General features: G+C 59.3%; 17 protein-coding genes. 12 read left to right on the top strand and 5 right to left on the bottom strand.

Going from position 1 to position 16,950, the window contains the following annotated elements; translation table 11 throughout:
- The first annotated feature begins 568 nt into the window (after positions 1–568).
- From LBF07_RS16965 to LBF07_RS16945, 5 genes are all read left to right on the top strand, one after another.
- On the top strand, positions 569–1,132 hold the full coding sequence (locus LBF07_RS16965) for a fasciclin domain-containing protein (protein ID WP_064673615.1): 564 nt from the start codon (positions 569–571) through the stop codon (positions 1,130–1,132).
- A 43-nt stretch (positions 1,133–1,175) separates the two neighbouring features.
- Positions 1,176–1,730 carry an RNA polymerase sigma factor gene (locus LBF07_RS16960; protein WP_048979585.1) on the top strand — a complete coding sequence of 185 codons (555 nt, stop codon included), beginning with the start codon at positions 1,176–1,178 and terminating at the stop codon, positions 1,728–1,730.
- Complete coding sequence (locus tag LBF07_RS16955; protein WP_094934423.1) at positions 1,727–2,374, top strand: anti-sigma factor domain-containing protein; 648 nt, start codon at positions 1,727–1,729, stop codon at positions 2,372–2,374. The genes LBF07_RS16960 and LBF07_RS16955 overlap by 4 nt, the downstream gene beginning before the upstream one ends.
- A 274-nt stretch (positions 2,375–2,648) precedes the next feature.
- Positions 2,649–3,389, top strand: a complete 741-nt coding sequence (locus LBF07_RS16950) for an SDR family oxidoreductase (protein WP_094934424.1) — start codon at positions 2,649–2,651, stop codon at positions 3,387–3,389.
- Positions 3,390–3,422: 33 nt separating this feature from the next.
- Complete coding sequence (locus tag LBF07_RS16945) at positions 3,423–5,117, top strand: thiamine pyrophosphate-binding protein (RefSeq protein ID WP_094934425.1); 1,695 nt, start codon at positions 3,423–3,425, stop codon at positions 5,115–5,117.
- A gap of 33 nt (positions 5,118–5,150) precedes the next feature.
- On the opposite strand, the gene LBF07_RS16940 is transcribed toward LBF07_RS16945, so the two are convergent.
- Positions 5,151–5,849, bottom strand: a complete 699-nt coding sequence (locus tag LBF07_RS16940; RefSeq protein ID WP_094934426.1) for a GNAT family N-acetyltransferase — start codon at positions 5,847–5,849, stop codon at positions 5,151–5,153.
- 201 nt (positions 5,850–6,050) lie between these two features.
- Here LBF07_RS16940 and LBF07_RS16935 point away from each other — a divergent pair, with 201 nt between their 5' ends.
- The 5 genes from LBF07_RS16935 to LBF07_RS16915 all read left to right on the top strand — a co-directional run bounded on the left by LBF07_RS16935 (position 6,051) and on the right by LBF07_RS16915 (position 11,167).
- Positions 6,051–7,619 carry an ABC transporter substrate-binding protein gene (locus tag LBF07_RS16935; RefSeq protein WP_048976653.1) on the top strand — a complete coding sequence of 523 codons (1,569 nt, stop codon included), beginning with the start codon at positions 6,051–6,053 and terminating at the stop codon, positions 7,617–7,619.
- Positions 7,620–7,800: 181 nt separating this feature from the next.
- Positions 7,801–8,814 (top strand): ABC transporter permease, encoded by a 1,014-nt coding sequence (locus LBF07_RS16930; protein WP_023310687.1) that lies wholly within the window; start codon positions 7,801–7,803, stop codon positions 8,812–8,814.
- Complete coding sequence (locus LBF07_RS16925; RefSeq protein ID WP_033144874.1) at positions 8,814–9,647, top strand: ABC transporter permease; 834 nt, start codon at positions 8,814–8,816, stop codon at positions 9,645–9,647. The genes LBF07_RS16930 and LBF07_RS16925 overlap by 1 nt, the downstream gene beginning before the upstream one ends.
- Positions 9,640–10,476, top strand: a complete 837-nt coding sequence (locus tag LBF07_RS16920; protein ID WP_094934427.1) for an ABC transporter ATP-binding protein — start codon at positions 9,640–9,642, stop codon at positions 10,474–10,476. Before LBF07_RS16925 ends, LBF07_RS16920 begins: the two co-directional genes overlap by 8 nt.
- On the top strand, positions 10,463–11,167 hold the full coding sequence (locus LBF07_RS16915) for an ABC transporter ATP-binding protein (protein WP_094934428.1): 705 nt from the start codon (positions 10,463–10,465) through the stop codon (positions 11,165–11,167). Before LBF07_RS16920 ends, LBF07_RS16915 begins: the two co-directional genes overlap by 14 nt.
- 110 nt (positions 11,168–11,277) lie before the next feature.
- On the opposite strand, the gene LBF07_RS16910 is transcribed toward LBF07_RS16915, so the two are convergent.
- From LBF07_RS16910 to budA, 4 genes are all read right to left on the bottom strand, one after another.
- A complete protein-coding gene (locus tag LBF07_RS16910; protein WP_023310683.1) occupies positions 11,278–11,751 on the bottom strand; it encodes a cold-shock protein in 474 nt (157 codons plus the stop codon).
- Positions 11,752–12,007: 256 nt separating this feature from the next.
- Positions 12,008–12,778: a (S)-acetoin forming diacetyl reductase gene (locus tag LBF07_RS16905; RefSeq protein WP_024906954.1), complete on the bottom strand. Its 771-nt coding sequence runs from the start codon at positions 12,776–12,778 to the stop codon at positions 12,008–12,010.
- Positions 12,779–12,798: 20 nt separating this feature from the next.
- Complete coding sequence (alsS, locus tag LBF07_RS16900; RefSeq protein ID WP_227010834.1) at positions 12,799–14,433, bottom strand: acetolactate synthase AlsS; 1,635 nt, start codon at positions 14,431–14,433, stop codon at positions 12,799–12,801.
- A gap of 58 nt (positions 14,434–14,491) precedes the next feature.
- Positions 14,492–15,271: an acetolactate decarboxylase gene (budA, locus tag LBF07_RS16895; RefSeq protein WP_023310680.1), complete on the bottom strand. Its 780-nt coding sequence runs from the start codon at positions 15,269–15,271 to the stop codon at positions 14,492–14,494.
- Positions 15,272–15,376: 105 nt separating this feature from the next.
- On the opposite strand from budA, the gene LBF07_RS16890 reads away from it, so the two are divergent.
- Together LBF07_RS16890 and LBF07_RS16885 are read left to right on the top strand one after the other, a co-directional pair.
- Complete coding sequence (locus LBF07_RS16890) at positions 15,377–16,258, top strand: LysR family transcriptional regulator (RefSeq protein ID WP_094934429.1); 882 nt, start codon at positions 15,377–15,379, stop codon at positions 16,256–16,258.
- 231 nt (positions 16,259–16,489) lie between these two features.
- Positions 16,490–16,945, top strand: coding sequence for a hypothetical protein (locus tag LBF07_RS16885; RefSeq protein WP_094934430.1), 456 nt, complete (start codon positions 16,490–16,492; stop codon positions 16,943–16,945).
- Positions 16,946–16,950: the final 5 nt, after the last annotated feature.

Below are 16,950 nucleotides of genomic sequence, written 5' to 3'. Positions count from 1 at the left end.
CTCCCCATAGGCTGAAGGATCCCCAGTAATTTTTAAGCAGCAGCAATAACGTTGTTTAAGAACGACTTAAGCCTTTCAGCGATGCCCTGGTCCGGCTGTAAATCGCTGAGGCGTTTGCCTTCCGGCCGGGGCGAGGCGCATGGATGCGCCGAGAGGGCGGGCTTTACAGGGACGTTACCTCCGCCCGTCCCCGATAAGCCGGAAGGAATAAGCCGAAGGGACCGCGAAGCGGCGATTTACCGCCGGGAGCACGGGTCGCCAGGGTAGTGGCGACTGAGCCACCCTGGCACGTTCACCGGTTACGGGGTTACAGAGTAGCAAGGAACATAAAGTGAACGGAATGACCACTACAGCTGTATGTTCCCCTCACCCTAACCCTCTCCCCGGAGGGGCGAGGGGACTGTTCCGGGCTGGCATTACTTTGTGGGGCCCCCTCAGCCCCATAGGGGAGAGGGGATTAACCTACCCCGCCCAAAATTTATTTTCATTTGCCTGCATCCAGTTTCCCCCCTGCCCTCGTATGTGAGTATGTGAGCAACGCCTTTGCTCCTTAATCCGAGGATAAATGATGAAAAAGCTACTCAGTGTTGCATTCGTATCCAGCGCTTTACTCTTCTGTGCAGGCGCATCAGCAGCCATGACGTCAGGCTCCGTGATGGTGGGCGGAGCGGAAATGTTCCCGAGCAAAAACATTGTTGAAAACGCCGTGAACTCTAAAGATCACACGACGCTGGTGGCGGCGGTTAAAGCGGCCGGGCTGGTGGATACGCTGCAGAGCAAAGGGCCCTTCACCGTTTTTGCGCCCACCGATGCGGCGTTTGCAAAATTGCCTGCGGGTACGGTGGACAATCTGGTGAAGCCGGAAAATAAAGCGCTGCTCACCAGTATCCTGACCTATCACGTGGTTGCGGGTAATTACGATATGAGAGCGCTGGAGCAGAAAATTAAACAGGGCGGCGGCCACGCGGAGCTGAAAACCGTTAACGGTCAACCGCTGTGGATCATGAGTAACGGCCCGCACAATATTCAGCTCAAGGATGGTAAAGGTAACGTGGCGAATATCAGCACCTATGACGTCCATCAGAAAAATGGCGTGATCGATGTGATCGATACCGTCCTGATGCCTAAGTAGTTGTCTATACTTCGGAAGTGTGACGTTGCCTTCCGGGAAAAACATGGATAACGCGCTGGCTGAACAGCAGTTGAAATTAATGCAGGCGGTCGCAAACGGCGATCGCCGCGCATTTGAACAGCTTTACCGACTCACTTCACCGCATCTGTTTGCCGTCGCGCTGCGCATGCTACGCCATCGCGCCTGGGCAGAAGAGATCCTTCACGACTGTTTTGTCACCGTCTGGAGTAAAGCCGACACCTATAACGCCGCCCTGAGCTCTCCGATGACCTGGCTTACGCATATTGTTCGCAACCGCTGCATTGACTGGCTGCGCAGCGGGCAAACCCGCGCTGCCGCCCGCGAGGAGTCGTATTCCGAAGAGAGTCTGCTTAGCGAAAACGATGAGCAAAACAACTGGTACGATGACGCGCAGGCAGCACGACTCAGGCATTGTCTGGATCATCTGAGTCAGGAACAGCGCCAGAGCATTACGCTCGCCTACTATCAGGGCATGTCCCACAGCGACATTGCCGACTGGCTCCAGCAGCCCGTGGGCTCGGTAAAAAGCTGGATCCGCCGCGCGATGGATCATCTTCGGGAGTGCGTGGGCCTATGAATGACAGCGAAAAACGCGATGACATGCTGGCTGCGGAGTATGCCCTCGGCACCCTGCGCGGAGGAGCGCGGCTTCAGTTCCAGAAAAGGCTTGCCGCGGAGCCCGTTCTGGCCGCCCGCGTGGCGTACTGGCAGGAAATGTTCAGCACGCTCGACAGTCATCTCGCGCCCGTTCACCCACCCGAGACGGTGTGGAAGAGAATCGCCCTCGATCTGCCGCCCAAGAAGCCTTTGCGCCAAAGCCGGCCCTATCTCGGCTGGATGGTCGCGGCCGGCCTCGCCGCCGTTACCGTCGTGACCTGGTATTCCACCCGAACGCCGGAACTCGCACCGCTGATGGTGCTCAACGATGCCCAACAGCACGGGCAATGGATCGTCAGTGCGGACAGCCGCCGCCAGTATCTGAGCATCACCCCTCTCAGACCGAACGCTGTCGCGGCGCAAAACAGCCTGCAGCTTTGGCTTATTCCTGCCGGGAAGGCCCCGATATCCCTTGGGCTGCTGCAAAGTGATATACCGACTCATGTTGCCCTCGGGAACAACACCCTTACCCCTGACGCGATGATAGCCATAAGCCTCGAGCCCGAAGGTGGGTCACCCACCGGTCAACCCACCGGCCCCGTGCTGTACAGCGGCAAGATTTAATCTCCGGCCTTTTTCGCAGGGCCGCGGGGGTCACCAAATTTTATTCTGTTCATATGATTGTTACATATAAGAATTAAATATTAAGCTTGCAATTAATTTAATTATTAAAAAACGTCATTGACATTTTCTTCCGCACTCCATTAAGTTTTAAGCGAGCATTATTTCATTCCAGATACAGAATATATCAAAAACGAGCATTTAAGAATTTTTCATAATTCTTAAACCGCTCCCTTATTTTTATTTATTTTGAATCATACAACAGTGAGATAAGATCATGAATAATAGTGCAAACAAAGTTGTTGTTATCACCGGTGCCAGCAGCGGTATTGGTGAGGCCATCGCCCTTCATCTGGCAAATAAACCTTTCTCTCTGGTGCTGGTTGCCCGTCGTCTGGAGAGAATTAACGCCCTGGTGGATCGCATTATTCAGCAAGGCGGCCAGGCGATTGCCGTGAAGGCGAACGTGACCCGACAGGAGGAGGTTCAGCGCGCGATTGACGCTGCCGTTGCCGCATACCAGCGCGTCGACGTGCTGATCAACAACGCGGGCTTTATGGCGATTGCCCCCCTCAGCGAGCTGAAAACCGACGAGTGGGACCGGATGATCGATACCAATATCAAAGGCGTGCTGTACGGTATCGCAGCGGCATTCCCGGTATTCCAGCGTCAGGGGAGCGGACACTTTATTAACGTGGCCTCCGTGGCGGGTATCAAGGTCCTTGCCCCCGGCGGCGTGGTGTACAGCGCCACGAAATTCGCCGTCCGCGCCCTGAGTGAAGGCTTACGTCAGGAAGCGGGGAAAACCGTTCGGACGACCCTTATTTCCCCCGGCGCCGTTGAAAGCGAGCTGCAGTTTGGCAGCTCTGATGCCCCGAGCAAACAGTTCCTGCATGAATTTTATAAGCAGGCTATTCCGGCAGAGTCGATTGCCAGAGCCGTATTATTTGCTATCGAACAGCCTGGCGACGTTGATGTAAATGAAATAATAGTCCGTCCTACGCAGGAAGAATTTTAGCATGAGTTAAATAACGCTGAACGAGGTGTCATTATGATTAAATCATTAACGTCCCTGTCAGACTTAAATATGCGATCGGGTGCCGACATTCTCCTTGAAGTGCTGGAGAGTGAAGGTGTGGAATATATTTTTGGCAACCCCGGCACCACCGAACTTCCGCTCATTGATGCCCTTCTTCGCCATGAAAATATTCACTATATTCTGGCACTCCAGGAGAGCAGCGTGGTCGCCATTGCCGACGGCTACGCGAAAGCCTCCGGCAAGACCGGTTTTATCAATTTGCATACCGCCAGCGGTCTTGGGCACGGCATGGGGAATCTCATTAACTCGCGGATCATGAAAACGCCGCTGGTTGTCACCGTCGGGCAACAGGATACCCGCCACTACGTGCGCGACCCGCTCCTGTATGATGACATTGTCTCCATTGGGTCGCCGGTGGTGAAATGGGCGCAGGAGGTCACCAGCGCCGACCAGCTTCCGGTGCTGGTGCGTCGGGCGTTTCATGCCGCCAGCTACCCTCCGGCCGGCCCGGTTCTGCTTTCGCTTCCGATGAACGTGATGGAAGAGCTCAGCGACGCCGGGATACAAACGGCCTCTAAAGTGAACTACCACACCGTGGCGGGCTCGCTGGACGAGCTGGCGCAGGCGCTAAGCGAAGTCACCCCCGGCAGGATCATGATTGTGGCGGGGGATGAAGTTCACTCCAGCGGCTCGACGCAGGAGATTGTCCAGCTTGCTGAAGCGCTCGGCGCCCACGTCTACGGCTCCTCCTGGCCGCTGAATTTACCCTTCCCCACGCAGCACGCGCTCTGGCGAGGGAATATGCCCACCACCGCAAAGGAAATCGCCAGCGTCGTTAATGCCTACGATGCGGTGTTTATCATCGGCGGCAGAAGCCTGATTACCATTTTGTATAGCGAGGGCGAGGCCATTCCGGAAACCTGCGCGGTGTATCAGCTCTCGGCGGATATGAACGAGCTGGGACGCACCTACGCCACCCGCCTCTCGGTGATGGGGGATATCACCCTCTCCCTGAAGGAACTGTTGCCGAAGCTTGAGCAGCGCCGGGTGGCAAGCAAATTGACGCATCAGCGGCTGCTTAAAGCTGCACGCGCTGAACGTGAAAAAGAGTGGCAACTGCAGGAAGAGCGTCTGGCAGCCGAGCGGCTGCGCCCGGCGATTTCGCCGATGGTCGCGGCCTACGAGGTGATAAAGTCCGTTCCACCGGGCACCACGATTGTCGACGAAGCGATTGCAACGGCCAGACACGTTCGCCGGTTTATCTCCGACCCGCAGCACCCGCGCTACTACTTTATGCGCGGCGGCGGTCTGGGCTGGGGAATGCCTGCAGCAGTAGGTCACTCGCTGGGGCTGGGGCGCGAGCCGGTTGTGTGTCTGGTTGGCGACGGCGCCTCCCTGTACTCGCCGCAGGCGCTCTGGACGGCGGCGCACGAAAATCTGCCCGTCACCTTTATCGTGATGAATAACCTGGAGTACAACATCCTGAAAAACTTCATGAAAGGACAGCCGGGCTACAGTTCGACAAAGCTGGGTCGCTTTATCGGGATGGATCTGATTAACCCGCGAATTGATTTCCAGTCGCTGGGCACCGCGATGGGTATCCGCTGCTGCCGGGTGACCCAGGCCGCGGATATCGCCACGGCGGTGACGCAGGGGCTACACTCAGGAAAAACCAATTTAATCGAAATTGCCATTTCCGCAGATTGATCGCCCGTTTCAGATGTACCCTACATAAAACACTTATAACCGAAACGCCTCAAGCCGCTTAATCTGCCGCCCTTCCCCGTCAAAATTCTCCGCCGCCAGCCAGGCGCGCAGTTCGGCGTCTCTTTGCGGCCACTCGGCGTCAATAATAGAAAGCATATCGCTGTCGCGGTTGCGCCCTTTGCGCACCAGCTTCTGGCGCAGGCGCCCTTCCCAGACAAACCCCAGCCGCTCCGCCGCATTGCGTGACGCAACGTTCATGGAATCGCACTTCCACTCGACGCGCCGGTAGCCGTGCTCAAACGCATTTTTCAGCAGCAGCCACACCGTTTCGGTACCCATCCGGGTTCCTTTCATCCTGCGCGACCAGGTCACGTGCCCGATCTCCACCGACCCCAGCAGCCGCTCGTTAGCCATATAGCTCACCAGCCCCACCGCGCGTTCGGTGCGTAAATCAATGACGGCAAACGGCACCAGCTCATCGTCCATCACCTTACCCACGATCCAGTGCACGGTGGCTTCCACGCTCGCTGGCTGCGTGCTGGCAAGCCACGTCCAGTCGCTGTCGTCGCCCAGCGCATAGGCCTCGTAGAGATCGGCCGCGTGGCGATCGGCATCCAGCGGCTCCAGGCGGCAATACTGGCCGAACAGCGGCGTGCGGGTTAATACGCGCGCGCCTCTCCAGTCGGGAACGATATCGTTAACGGTTTGACCATGTTGATTGATTTCGGGCACGGCGGTGACTCCCTGAAAGGTAAGGAGTTTGTTATAGCAGGTTAAAAAGCGGGCGAAAAGCAGCGTATTTTAATAGCCCGAACGCATGCGATATTCCCGAAAGGCATAAGCAAAGCTGAATTTCGACTTTGCGTAATGTCAGAGTCGCCCTAACGTAGCGGAGCATAAAACAATCACAATATATTCTTCTCAGGGATCGCTATGACGAAAAAACTGTTGCCGTTACTGGTGCTGGCTGCGCTCTCAGGCGCTGTCCACGCCGCTACTCCGCCCAACACGCTGGTTGTTGCCCAGGGGCTGGATGACATCGTGAGCCTCGACCCGGCCGAAGCCAACGAGCTTTCCAGCATCCAGACCGTGCCGAGCCTGTATCAGCGTCTGGTACAGCCGGACCGCGATAACCCGGAAAAAATCACCCCGATTCTGGCAGAAAGCTGGGAAGCGGACGCGGCAGCAAAAACCCTGACGATTAAGCTTAAGCCCGATGCCAAATTCGCCTCCGGTAACCCGCTGCGCCCGGAAGACGTGATTTTCTCTTACACCCGCGCCGTGACGCTGAACAAATCCCCGGCCTTTATCCTCAACGTGCTGGGCTGGGACGCGAGCAACATCGCCAGCCAACTGAAAAAGGTGGACGACCATACCCTCCAGCTTCACTGGACGGCGGACGTTAGCCCGTCGGTGGCGCTGAATATTCTCTCCACGCCGATTGCCTCCATCGTTGATGAAAAGCAGGTCGCGGCGAACGTGAAGGATAATGACTTCGGTAACGCCTGGCTGAAAATGCACTCGGCGGGCAGCGGCGCGTTCAAAATGCGCGTCTATCAGCCGCATCAGGCTATCGTGCTGGAAGCTAACGAATCAGCGCCCGGCGGCGCGCCGAAGCTCAAAAGCATCATCATTAAAAACGTCCCCGATCCGGCTTCACGCCGCCTGCTGATCCAGCAGGGTGATGCGGACGTGGCGCGCGATCTCGGAGCAGATCAGATAAGCGCCCTGGACGGCAAGCCGGGCGTGAAGGTACTGAGCATTCCGTCCGCCGAGCAAAATTACCTGGTGTTTAACACCGGCAACAGCGCCAACCCGCTGCTGAACAACCCGGCGTTCTGGGAAGCCTCGCGCTGGCTGGTCGATTATGAAGGCATCACCAAAAATCTGCTGAAAGGCCAGTACTTTGTTCATCAGAGCTTCCTGCCGGTCGGCCTGCCGGGCGCGCTGGAAGACAACCCGTTTAAATTTGACCCGGCAAAAGCGAAAGCCATTCTCGCCAAAGCGGGCATTAAAGACGCGCACTTCACGCTGGACGTGGAGAACAAGCCGCCGTTTATCACCATCGCCCAGTCGATGCAGGCGAGCTTTGCCCAAGGTGGCGTGAAGGTCGATCTGCTGCCTGCCGCCGGGAGCCAGGTCTATGCCCGCGTGCGCGCAAAGCAGCATCAGGCGGCGATTCGTCTGTGGATCCCGGACTACTTCGACGCGCACTCTAACGCCAGCGCCTTCGCGTGGAACGACGGTAAATCCAGCACCGTGGCCGGGCTGAACGGCTGGAAAATCCCGGAGCTGAATAAAGCCACGCTGGCGGCGGTAGCCGAGCCGGATCCGGCGAAGCGTCTTGATCTCTACAAAAAGATGCAGGAACAGCTGCAGCAGAATTCGCCGTACGTGTTCGTCGATCAGGGTAAAACCCAGATCGTGGTGCGCGATAACGTGAAGGGGTATCAGCAGGGGCTGAACGCGGATATGGTCTGGTACGATCGCGTCACGAAGTAGCCCTTCTCCCTCTCCCGTGGGAGAGGGTTGGGGTGAGGGGTGAGGGCAACATCGCGCAACAGAGCCGCCTGTTTCCCCTCACCCCGCCCTCTCCCACAGGGAGAGGGGATCGTCCGTGCATATTTTCAGTTTTTGTAGGCCGGGTAAGGCGAAGCCGCCACCCGGCATGAAGAGATTTCCCATGCCACATCTTTCCACCCGCGTGCTTCAGGGTCTGCTGACCCTGCTGCTCACGCTCTTCGGGCTGCTGCTCGTCACGTTTGCGCTCTCGGCGTTTTCACCGGTCGATCGCGTGCTGCAGATCGTCGGCGATCACGCCAGCCAGTCAACCTACGATCAGGTTCGCCACCAGCTTGGGCTGGATCGGCCTCTGCCCGTGCAGTTCTGGCACTACCTGCAAAACCTTGCCCACGGGGATTTAGGCACCGCCAGCGCCACCGGGCAGCCGGTGCTGCAGGATCTGCTGCACGCGTTCCCCGCCACGCTGGAGCTGGCCACGCTGGCGTTAATCATCGGCGCCGTGCTCGGCGTGATTGCCGGGGTGCTGTGCGCCCGCTACGCCGGTTCGCCGCTCGATCTCGCCATCAGAACGCTCACCCTGCTCGGCAACTCGGTACCGATTTTCTGGCTCGGCCTGCTGATGCTGGCCCTGTTCTACGCGAAGCTGCAGTGGAGCGCGGGTCCCGGCAGGCTGGATGATATCTGGCAGTTCACCGTCGAGCCGCGTACCGGCTTTGCGCTGGTGGATACCTGGCTTTCCGGCGATCGCGAGGCGTTCCGCAACGCCCTCAGCCACCTGGTGCTGCCGGTGCTGCTGCTGGCCTATTATTCGCTGGCGAGCATCACGCGCCTGACGCGTTCCGCCTGCCTGAGCGAAATGAACAAAGAGTACATCCTGCTTGCCCGCGCCAAGGGCGCCGGGGAGATGACCATCCTGCTGCGCCACGTGCTGCCGAACATTCGCGGCACCCTGCTGACGGTGATCGCCCTCGCCTACACCAGCATGCTGGAAGGCGCGGTACTGACTGAAACCGTCTTCTCCTGGCCGGGGATCGGGCGCTACCTCACCACCGCCCTGTTCGCCGGAGACACCACCGCCGTCATGGGCGGCACGCTGCTGATTGGCGTCTGCTTTGTGCTGATCAATAACCTTACCGACCTGCTTGTGCGGGCGACCGATCCCAGGGTGCGCTGATGCCGTTTTATCTTTTCTTACGCCGCCTGCGCCGCTCCCCCGCCGCGTTTTGCGGGCTGGCTGCCATCGCGCTGCTGGTGGTTATCGCCCTGTTCGCGCCGTGGCTCGCGCCGCTTGACCCGAACTGGCAGGACGCCGCCGCACGCCTGCAGGCACCGAACAGCCAGCACTGGCTGGGCACCGACAGCTACGGGCGCGACCTGCTTTCACGCCTGATTTACGGCACCCGTCCGGCGCTCGGGCTGGTGGCGTTAGTCACCGTAATCACCCTGCCCACCGGGCTGCTGGTGGGGATTTTGTCCGGCTACTACGGCGGCTGGCTGGAGCGCATCCTGATGCGTTTTACCGACGTGGTAATGTCGATGCCGCGCCTGATCCTCGCCTTCGCGTTTGTGGCGATGCTTGGCCCCGGGCTGGTCAACGGCGCGCTGGCGCTGGCCTTAACCACCTGGCCGGCCTACGCGCGTCAGGCGCGGAGTGAAATTCAGCGTCTGCGCCACAGCGATTATCTGGCCGCCGCCGAGATGATGGGCATTCGCGGCCCGCGCCTGCTGGTCGGCCATATTCTGCCCCTGTGCCTGCCGTCCGCGATTGTGCGGCTGGCGCTGGATCTGGCGGGGATTATTCTGGCGGCCGCCGGTCTGGGCTTCCTCGGCCTTGGCGCGCGTCCGCCGATGGCCGAATGGGGCGCGATGATCGCCGACGGCATGCAGGTGATTTTCGACCAGTGGTGGATTGCCGCCATTCCGGGCGGGGCCATTCTGTTTGCCAGCCTGGCCTTTAACCTGCTGGGCGACGGCCTGCGCGACGTACTGGAGCCACAGCATGACTGAACAACGCGTCATCGTCGATGCGCTGAATATCGACTACCCCGCCGCGCGCGTGGTCAACAACCTCAGCTTCACGCTGGGCAACGAGCGGCTGGCGCTGGTGGGGGAATCCGGCTCGGGCAAATCAATGTCCGCCCGCGCCCTGATGGGGCTGGTGCGTAAGCCCGGCATCGTGAGCGCGAACCGGCTTAACGTGCTCGGCAACGACCTACTGAGCATGAATAACCGCCGCTGGCAGGCGCTGCGCGGCAACGGGATTGCGATGGTCCTGCAGGACCCGCGCTACGCGCTGAATCCGGCGAAAAACGTCGCCGCTCAGCTTGATGAAGCGCTGACCCTTCACCAGCGCCTGCCCCGCGCCGAACGTCTGGCGCGCATTCACGACATTATCCGCGCCGTCGGGCTCAACGAACATGTTCTCCAGCGCTATCCCGGCGAACTCTCCGGGGGCATGGGCCAGCGGGTGATGATCGCGATTGCGCTGATCAACAACCCGCAGGTGCTGATTGCCGACGAACCCACCTCCGCGCTGGACGCCCGCCTGCGCAACCAGATCCTCGAACTGCTGGTGCAGCAGAGCGAAGAACGCCAGATGGCGATGCTGTTAATCAGCCACGATCTGCCGCTGGTGGCGGAGCACTGTGACCGCGTGCTGGTGATGTATCAGGGCGAGAAGGTCGATGAGATGGCGGCAAGCCGACTTCCGCAGGCGACGCATCCGTACACCCGAACCCTGTGGACCTGCCGACCCAATGCGCAAACGTTCGGCCAGATGCTGCCGACGCTGGACCGCACGCAGCCGTGGAAGGAGGCCGATAATGGCGCTCGTTGAGGTTAAGGATCTCCAGGTGAGATTCGGAGAGAAAACGGCGGTGTCCGCCGCCAGCTTTGGCATCGAGAAAGGTGAAACCTTCAGCCTGATCGGCGAATCCGGCTGCGGGAAATCGACTATTCTGCGCGTGCTGGCGGGATTGCAGCGCGAGTGGAACGGCCGTATTTCGATCCTGGGAGACGCGCTACGGCCAGGACGGCGTTTTGAAGGCGAGCTTCGCCGCAACGTGCAGATGGTGTTTCAGGATCCGTGGGCGTCGCTGCACCCGAACCACACCGTTGCGCGCACCCTGTCGGAGCCGTTAAACATCCACGGCGAAACGCAGATTGCCGAAAAGGTAGCGGATGCGCTGCAGCAGGTGGGGCTTTCCGCCGACGCGGGTAAACGTTATCCGCACCAGCTTTCCGGCGGCCAGCGTCAGCGCGTGGCCATTGCCCGCGCGCTGCTGCTGCGCCCGCAGCTTCTGCTGCTGGACGAGCCGACTTCGGCGCTGGATATGTCCGTGCAGGCGGAAATTCTGAACCTGCTCAACCGCCTGAAGGCAGAGCACGGCATGACCTATCTGCTGGTGAGCCACGACGCGGACGTGATTGCCCATATGTCCGACCGGGCGGCGTTTATGGCGCACGGGGAGATCCAGAGGGTGTTTGACCGTGAGGCGATGTTACGGGGCGAGCACAGGATGGGGTAAATGCGCGCGGCGGTGCCCGGTGGCGCTGCGCTTACCGGGCCTACGTTTCGTGCCGCGTTGATGGTTTTTCGTAGGCCGGGTAAGGCATAGCCGCCACCCGGCAAAAAAAATCACTTCAGCAGCTTCACCGTGGCGTCGATGTCGATCTCATCTTCGGTGAAGATCAGCGTCGTGTTCTGGAAGGTGGTGATCGCCAGCTTCTTCACCGTGCGCATTTCGCCCGGCTTTTTCTCGGATTTAGGCTTGATGCTGTTCATCAGCAGCCCAACCGACAGCACCGCGTTCTCTTTGTCGATTTTGGTATCAGCCGGCTCTTCTTCGTTAAACACCACGAAGGATTTGATCGAGGAGAGCTTCACGCGCTCGCCCGCAATAAAGAGATGTTTGCTTTCGGGGATCACCTTCACCGCGTAGGCGGAAAGGCCTTTGTTGTTGGTGGTTGGCTCAAAGGTCACCGCGGCATCTTTCTTAATCAGATCGGGGTTCGCGACCTTAATCACATGAAAATAGCGGTTGTCGCCGTTTTCATCTTTGATAAATCCAAAGCCTTTATCTTTAAACCACGTTGTGATTGTACCGTTCATCGCTGTTACCGCCTGTCAGATCGTAATGACTAAAGTTTTGCAGCGCGCAGTGTAATGCACAATGACGGAGGAGACAAAAAAAAGCCCCTGCACGGGTGCAGGGGAAAACTCATGTCAGAGCTTTTACCCTAAATAATTCGAGTTGCATGAAGGCGGCGACGCAGCGAATCCCCGGGAGCGTACATCAGTACGTGACTGGGGTGAGCGAGGAAAGCCAACGCACAGGCAACTTGAAGTATGACGGGTATATTAGTATTTAGTTGAACACCATCCCTCCATCGATTAAGAGCGACTGACCGGTCATGTAGTCGGAATCCGGGCCTGCCAGGTATGAGACGCAGGCGGCGACATCTTCCGGCTCGGACAGGCGGCCAAGCGTAATGCGTTTGGCAAAGGTTTCGGTCCCGTAGCCGAGCGGTTTACCCGCCGCCTCGGAGACCTGACGGTCGATCTCCGCCCACATCGGCGTTTTGACGATGCCCGGGCAGTAGGCGTTAACGGTGATCCCCAGCGGCGCGAGATCCCGTGCGGCGGTCTGGGTTAAGCCGCGCACCGCGAACTTGCTGGAACTGTAGACCGCCAGTTCCGGGTTGCCGGTGTGGCCCGCCTGGGAGCAGGCGTTGATGATCTTGCCGCCGTGTCCCTCTTTGCGGAAGGCGTCAATCGCGGCCTGGATCCCCCAGATCACCCCTTTCACGTTGATGTTGTAGACCTTGTCGACAATGTCCGGCGTGATGGATTCGATAGGGGTAGACGGCGCAATCCCGGCGTTATTCACGATAACGTTAAAGCCGCCCAGCGCGGTGCGCGCTTTCTCCACCGCCGCAAATACCTGTTCGCGGTCAGAGACATCGACCTTCACGGCGACGGCGTTACCGCCGTTACGGATAATTTCATCGGCGACGGCTCTTGCCGTCTCAACGTTATAGTCGGCGATGGCGACGGCAAAGCCATCTTTCACCAGGCGAAGCGCGATCGCTTTACCAATCCCCTGGCCTGAGCCTGTTACGAGAGCAACTTTTTGCATTTCTCTGTCCTTATATTGAGTCACAAAATCTGGCTGAGATGGAGCTGGCCCATCAGCAGCGGGTTATCGCTGTAGTCGACGGGAATGGCCACCACGGCCGGGCCATCCACATCCATCGCCGCACGCAGCGTCGGCTCAAGCGCCTCGGCGCTCTCCACGGCAAAGCCTTTCGCGCCGAAGGCGTCGGCATACGCTTTGAAATCGACCGGGCCGAACTCGACGCCGGAAAGGCGCTGGTATTTTTTTTCTTCCTGAATCGCCACCATGTTGTAGGCGTTATCCACCCAGATGATATGCAGCACGTTGGCGTTGAGGCGCACCGCGGTTTCCAGCTCCATGCTCGACTGCAGGAAGCCGCCGTCGCCGGAGACTGAAACCACCTTGCGGCCCGGGTTCACCAGCCACGCGCCAATCGCCCACGGCAGGGCAACGCCCATGGTCTGCTGACCGTTGGAGATCATCACCTGACGCGCCCGGAAGCTGTAGAGGTAGCGGGCGATCCAGATGTGGAAGCTGCCCATGTCGACGGTGAGCGTCACGTCGTTATTCACGATGTCCTGCATGGCGCGAACGATGCGCAGCGGGTGCAGGGCAAACTGGTTGAGCGAGGCGCCGCGGCGGTCGAGGAGATCGCGCTGATGCTGGCGATCGACCAGAATTTCGGAGGCACGCTGGCTCAGCTCGAGCTTACGATCGATGCGGTTAGCAAGCAGGTTCAGCGTTTCGGCGATGTCCCCCACCAGCTCCAGATCCGGGACGTAGTTACGCTCTTCATAGGCGGGCAGCACGTCGATATGCACCAGCGTCGCGTCACCGCTGTTCCACATGGACGGCTCGTACTCCACCGGGCTGTAGCCGATGCAGATAATCAGGTCCGCCAGATGCAGCAGCCGGTCGCCCGCCTGGTTATTGAACAGGCCGACGCGTCCGGCGAAGCGGGTGAAGTGTTCCTGGTTTACCGCCCCGGCGGCCTGATAGGTGCTGGTCACCGGAATGCGGCTTTTCTCCAGCAGCTTGCGCAGCGCGGCGCTGTTCGCGGGCTGGCTGGCCATCAGGCCGAGTAAAATGACCGGATTTTTGGCGTTTTCGATAAGCTTCGCCACGTCGTTAATCGCTGACTCCGGTGCCGGGCCCATCAGCGCCGGGCCGCTGGCGGGTAAAATTGCCCCCGTGGCGGGCTGGTCGACGATATCCTGCGGCAGGCTGACGAACGCGCCCCCCGGCCTGCCGTGCTCGGCGGCGCGAAACGCGTTCGATACCACCTCGGCAATCGCGTCCGGCGAACTGACCTCCACGGCGTATTTAGTGACAGGGCTGAACATGGCGACGGTGTCCATACTCTGGTGCACCAGCTTGGCTTTATCCGCCCGCTTCACCGCCCCGCCCAACGCCACCACCGGGTCGCCTTCGCTGTTGGCGGTGGCGATGCCGGTGATCAGGTTAGAACAGCCCGGCCCGGAGGTGACCAGCGCCACCCCGGCCTTGCCGGTCAGCCGCCCGACCGCCGCCGCCATAAACGCCGCGTTGGCCTCGTGGCGTACCGGGATGATCTCGATGGAGGAGTCCAGCAGGGAGTCAAAGACCTTGTCGATTTTCGCACCCGGGATCCCGAACACCTGCTTCACGCCCTGCGCTTCCAGCTGGCCGACAACCATATCGGCGCCGTGCGCCCACTGACGTGACTGTTTCTCACTGTTCACGGTAGTTCTCCTGTTAGTTTTCGACGGAACGGATCGCTGCATCAAGATTGCTGGGGTGAAGGTTGGCCTGTAAGAACGCGCTGTCGGCGGGCAGATCAATCATCAGCTTGTGAATTTCACCGAAGGTGAGCACGCCGCTCTCCAGCTGATAGTCGAGCAGATGGCCCCCGCCCTGACGGTCGTCGGTGATGAAATGCTCGTGATAGCCGGCCACGTTGATGCCCTGCATGTGCTGCGGCGTGCGGAACCCGACCAGCACCCCTTCGCGCTGGTTAAAGCGGAACACCGGCTGGTCGTCCAGCACGTCGGTCATCGCGCGGTACGGCGGCTTCTGGCGCGGTACCGTGCGGGTGTGGGCGTGGCGGAAGTTGCCGTCAATGCGCAGCGCGCAGAACAGGTTGTCGGAGGGGATCTGCTGGTCGATGACGTCGTGGATCTGCTGACGGCTGACCGGTGCATCGAAGGTTTTGCGGTACTGCGGCTGGAACCAGGTCATCACCGCGAACGGCGTTTTCTGCTCCGGCTTCGCGGCCCGGGCGCTGCCGTCGGCGCGCAGCTGGTACACCTGGCTGCTGAAGGCAATCATTTCACCGTCCAGCTCGTTGAAGGTGCCCAGACCAAAATCACCGTGTGCCAGCAAATCGGCGATGGTGGTCTCTCCTTCGTACACGCCGCTTAGCAGGGCGCTCATTAGCGATGTCTGATAGATCACGCTGTCAGGATGCTGAGCGGAGAACCCCCGCAGGGTCTCGCACAGGCTGGCCTCACAGTCGCAGGCAGATGAATGCATCATCGTGCTCGTCCTCTTCAACTTTATTTAGAAAGGTTAAATAAATGTTGACCCGATTCAGCAGAGAGTTCCAATATAGAAACCATGCTGGTTTGAGACGTTTTAGATATGGAACTTCGTTATCTGCGGTATTTTGTCGCGGTTGCACGCGAGCGACACTTCACCAGGGCGGCCGAAGCGCTGGGTATTTCCCAGCCTCCTCTGAGTCAGCAGATCAAACGGCTCGAAGAGGAAGTGGGCACGCCGCTGTTCAGACGCCTGACGCGGGGCGTGGAGCTGACCGAGGCGGGAGAAGCCTTCTACGAGGACGCCTGCAAAATTCCGGCGCTGAGCGATGCCGCGCTGGAAAAAGCCCGCGGCATCGCGCGCGGGCTGAACGGCAACCTGTCGATTGGCATCACCAGCTCAGACGCTTTTCATCCCAAAATTTTCGCGCTGATCCGCCAGTTTCAGGTGCAGAACATGGCGGTGCAGGTTCACCAGGTGGAAGCCAATATGTCGTCGCTGACGACAATGCTGGCGGAGGGTGAACTGGATATCGCCTTCGTGCGCCTGCCGTGCGAGAGCAGCAAGGCGTTCGAGTTAAAAATCCTCGACCGGGAGCCGATGGTGGTGGCGCTGCATCGCGATCATCCGCTGGCGGCGTGCGATTCGCTGGCGTTAGAGCAGCTTCGGGATACGCCGGTGGTGCTGTTTCCGCAGGAGGTCGCGCCGGGGCTGTACGAACGGGTTCACGGCTGCTGCGAGCGGGCCGGAATTGACGTGCAGCACGCGCTGCAGTCGTCGCAGCTTTCCTCCTCCCTGAGCATGGTTTCCGCAGGCGGCGGGTTCGCGCTGGTGCCGAAATCCATGGCGGCCATTTCACCGCCGAATGTCACCTATCACGCGCTGAGCTCGCCGGAGCTCTACACCGATATCGCGCTCTGCTGGCGACGCTTTGAACGCTCGCGGACGGTGAAGCGGTTTTTGATGATGATGAGCGAGGGGTGACGGCAATAGAGGGGTTTTGGTTTTTGTAGGCCGGGTAAGGCGCAGACGCCACCCGGCAATGCCCTTCTGGAAGCCGCCTCGCAAACTTTCAAGAAACCTTATGTAATTCAGGGTGATCCCTTTCCTTCCCTTTTTCGCCGCCGTAAAGTGCCTGCGTTGCGGCACATCCGTAACCGGGCGTAGGAACCCGTTAGCATAACATGACATTTTTTTGGACAAAGAGGATGCTAAATGGCGACTACCCCTGGATTTTCTTACGCGCTTTCTGAGGAAAGCGCAGTTCATCACCTCATCAACACTTCAATTTCCGATTCTGCGGATCTCTTCGAACTGGTCGATGCCTGCACTGCGTATGTCAGCGTGCTGGTGGAAACTGACGACGCGGTGACGTTTGCCACGCTCTGTAAGAGATTGCTGGTTGCGCTTAAGCGACTGCGGGAGTGCTGTGACTCGGAACTTCCGCCGTACCTGGTTGAACAGTTGATTGCGGGTGAAAAGATAACCTCGTGTGTACCGGACTGCTGGCAGGAGACGACGCTGCAGGTGGATTATGCCGTAGCGTTAACGCTGGCGGTTATGGGCGGAACGTTGCCTGCGAGCGTGGCGAAAGAACTCACCGGGCTGCTGCATGATATGGTCTGGTTGCTGGCGGAATTTGTAAAGGAGCCTTATATTTCGGCACATTGAGGTGG

Origin of the sequence: Enterobacter cloacae complex sp. ECL352 (assembly GCF_020149545.1) — a bacterium.
GTDB classification, from domain to species: Bacteria; Pseudomonadota; Gammaproteobacteria; order Enterobacterales; family Enterobacteriaceae; genus Enterobacter; species Enterobacter asburiae_B.
This window is presented reverse-complemented; position numbering and strand designations above follow the sequence as displayed.